The sequence below is a fragment of the Planktothrix sp. FACHB-1355 genome (assembly GCF_014748295.1).
Lineage (GTDB): Bacteria > Cyanobacteriota > Cyanobacteriia > Cyanobacteriales > Aerosakkonemataceae > Aerosakkonema > Aerosakkonema funiforme_A.
On the sequence record NZ_JACJUP010000684.1, the window covers coordinates 1 to 3,810 of the forward strand.

2 protein-coding genes are annotated in these 3,810 nt (G+C 47.4%); both read left to right on the forward strand.

From position 1 onward, the window contains the following. Positions 1-284 precede the first annotated feature (284 nt). Positions 285-1,304 carry a DnaJ C-terminal domain-containing protein gene (locus tag H6S82_RS23015; RefSeq protein WP_190463944.1) on the forward strand — a complete coding sequence of 340 codons (1,020 nt, stop codon included), beginning with the start codon at positions 285-287 and terminating at the stop codon, positions 1,302-1,304. A 155-nt stretch (positions 1,305-1,459) separates the two neighbouring features. Beyond that, positions 1,460-3,784, forward strand: coding sequence for a hypothetical protein (locus H6S82_RS23020; RefSeq protein ID WP_190463943.1), 2,325 nt, complete (start codon positions 1,460-1,462; stop codon positions 3,782-3,784). Positions 3,785-3,810 lie beyond the last annotated feature (26 nt).

A 3,810-nucleotide genomic window follows, 5' to 3' on the forward strand; every position in this document is an offset into this window, starting at 1 on the left:
TTTGAGGATGGGCTAGACCTGATTTTGCGCTACTACCCAGGCGTAGCCAGTACGGAAATTGCGATCGCACGAGAGAGCAATAACCGAACCGAACCGAACTTGCACATTTGATACCCTTAAATAGAAAATCGATCGGTAACAGTGCCGAGTATTTGCTGTCACCATCATAGAGGGTAGAGCTTTCTGCAAAAATCGCTCTGCCCGGAATAGCTATTCAAAGCAAATTCCAAATACCTTCGCGAAAATATATAAATAAAATCTTTACCTTTATAGGAGACTGCCTAATGCCCGCGACCGACTTCAAAGACTATTACGCCGTTTTGGGGGTGAATAAGACCGCTAGCGCTGACGAAATCAAAAAAGTCTACCGCCGACTCGCACGCAAGTATCACCCCGACATGAACCCTGGCAACAAAGACGCTGAATCTCGCTTCAAAGAAGTCAGCGAAGCCTACGAAGTGTTGTCAGACCCAGACAAACGTAAAAAATACGACCAATTCGGCCAGTATTGGAAACAGGCCGGTCAAGGATGGCCATCCGGCGGTGCCAGCCCTAACGTTGATTTCGGTAACTTCGACTTCAGTCAGTATGGCAGTTTTGATGAATTCATCAACGAATTGCTGGGTCGATTCGGCACCACAGGTACTGGTGCTGGGCCGGGGCGTTCTGGCGGGCGGACTTACAACTACCGTACCAATGCGGGAGGCCCAAGCGGATATAGCAATTTTGGTGGCTATGAGGGTTTTGAAGATCGGGCAGGTCAAGCAGGATCGGATAGAGAGGCAACCCTCAACCTCAGCTTATCCGAAGCATTTCACGGCGTCCAGAAGCGCCTGGACTTAGGTGCAGAAGTCGTTGACGTGCGAATTCCCCCAGGTGCCAAAACTGGTAGTCGCATTCGTCTCAGAGGCAAAGGCACAGTCAATCCCTACAACCAGCAGCGCGGGGATTTGTACTTAACAGTGGAATTGCTGCCCCATACCTTCTTCCATTTTGAGGGAGAAAACTTGGTCTGCGAGGTGCCAATTACTCCAGATGAAGCTGTTTTGGGAGCTCAAGTAGAAGTGCCCACACCCGATGGTGCCGTTACAGTCAACGTTCCCGCCGGCATTCGTTCCGGTCAATCCCTACGCCTGCGGGGCAAAGGATGGCCAAACCCCAAAGCCGGACGCGGCGACCAAATGGTGAAAATTACGATCGTACCGCCGAAAGACCTCAGTGCCATCGAACGGGAATATTACGAAAAAATCCGCACCTCCCGCAGTTTCAATCCTCGCAGTCAATTAAAGCAAATACGTCTGTAATTTTAGATTTCAGATTTAAGATTTCAAATTTGGAATCTTAAATCTAAAATCTAAAATTTGAAATCTGTTAAAGAATATGGCCTTGGTCTTAAGAGTTGGTAAACTATTTCCCATGTAGGATAATTGATGACCCACCGGGCATCTACCCATCGGCAATGACTCTTATCCAAGAAGTAAAAAAAATCTGCGATCGTCTTGCTCCCCACGGATGGCGAGACTTGCTTCTCCAACACGGACTCGATCTCGCCGCCACCGATCTCAAACGGGAACTCACCAAAGAATTACCCGGTATCAACCGACGCATTCCCGGTTTTGAAGATTTTGCCCAAGAAGGCAAAAGAGGTATCGAACCGCGCAATCCCGCCCGCAGCTTGCTCTTTCACGCCTTCGCTTCGACGAATGTAGTTTCTGGTGTTGATGGCAAACAGCTAAGTGCTTTTCCCACTTTAGCGGAAATCGATACCGTCGAAAACTACGTTTATGGCGTCAATCCACCCTCCTTGCTGGAGATTAGAGCCCGTGCCAACCGTGCTAATTTAGCGATCGTCGTCTTCGCATCTGAATATCGCCCCGCACCGGAAACAGTCCTGCAAAAGCACGCCGAAATGTGCTACTCCCGTACCGGCATCGCCAGAGTAGGAACTGTCGAGCCACTTTATAACGGTCGCAATCGAGGATTCCTACCTTTTGTAGATGGAAATCCTCATGCTTTTCGAGTTTTGCCATCTCGTTACTCCGCCTATTTGGCAGTCCAAATGAAAGGCAACAAAGACCGATTTGGGCCGATGCGTTTCAACATCAGGCAAGAGCTAAATCGTATAGATAGCGACAATTATCCCAACCCAGGCGATGATAAGCTGCGCGATTTTTGGGTGCCCCTGCACAAACTTTTCAGCGGCAAAGAATGCCTGCGCGGTTTTGACTTGCAGGTAGTCTTAAAAGCTTATCACATCAACGAAAAGCTGCGGCGCATCCATCTCGAAATTGGGAAGCAAGGCACTGGATGGCAAGAACCAGACATCAGCAAGCCGCCATTTATATTTACTGAAGGTATAGCAGAATGGTCAAATAATCCCCAATATGGCCCCGGAGTTTTATTGCCAGTCGTGCATCCCCACTTAGTTCAACCAGCAGAATATAAGGGTAAACCGCTCACATTTAAAGTTCCCAAAGATTACAACCAAATTTTATCTTCCAGCCTCTACATCCCTACTGGCAAACAAGATGCGCGTCGCGCTCCCGAATATGTCCACGCACGCTTTCAAATTTTGCCAAACGGCCAACAAGTTGACCTCAACGAAAAAGAAAACGTCGCCGAAATTGTCGCCCAAGGTGGCTACGATGCCCTACATTTTATCGATTTTACTGGCGATGGCTGGATTGAAGCTATCTGTCCGCAATTAGCAGTGCTTTTGCCCCGTCGCGTACCAGCTTATTCCATAGTAGCTGCGCCTGATTTCTTCCCCAATACCGATCAGCGAGAATTGATGGATTGGTGGCAGCAGTCAGTACCGAGTTCGATCAAACGCAGTACTTGGAGAATTACACCCGGTACTTTATCCGATGAACGACTAGCACCGAATGTTCAGATTAAAAAAGCACCTTTTCGCACAGAAGATACTAGCGTAACTGCGATCGTCTCTTTCTTGCTAGACAAACCCGTTCGTCAAATGCCTCTGGAAGTTCCCGAAACTAACAGAAGTTCCTACCTTCCAGATGCAGCAGCGGGAATTTTTGCTCCCGGTTGGGATGTCAGTTTCGACGTTACCCCCGACGGCACAAAACACCTAGCAGCTTACGGTTTGGGCAGTCCATTTCCCGAAGATGCCAAACTATGTGCAGCTCTGAGTACATTTTGGCCTGCTGTTGCTCCCGATACGGCACGCACTTTTGAACCTAACGAAATTTGGCCGACAATTAGCCCGCTTACCGATGAAGAAATCGGTCAAGTTGGCAAGCTTCCTTGGGATGGAGTAACAGGCCCTCGGTTAGTAAATCGGGAAAATAAAGAATTTGTCGAGTACGCTGCTTTCGATAACGTTGATTATGTCAAAAATGCTTTGCAAAATCAATTTTCTTTAGCCCTAACTGGCAAAGTAGGCATTCGCGAATACGAAGCCCGCGTTTTGGCAATGGCGCGAGTTTACCGAGCATTGGGCATTAAGGAAGAAAACTTTTATAAACCAGGGGTTACCTCCACTCAAGCATTCTGGGATATCACTAATGAAAAAGCTAAATGGAGTGTGTTTTCTTTCCGAAAAGTTGCTGATGATGACCCGGAAGTAAAAAAAGCCGAATCGCAAACTAAAACTAATCTGCACGGCAATGTTTATCGCTTTCAGGTATATCGTCATGGCGATAAAAATTCTGTAGGTCAAAAAGTTTTTGTGGCAATTGAGGAAATGGTCATCCTGTTTGTAGATCCTATTCAAATTGTCATGAAAAGAGGCAATCGTGACTGGGAACTCAAAAATATCTGAGACGAATGTCGTAATTATTGGTAGTG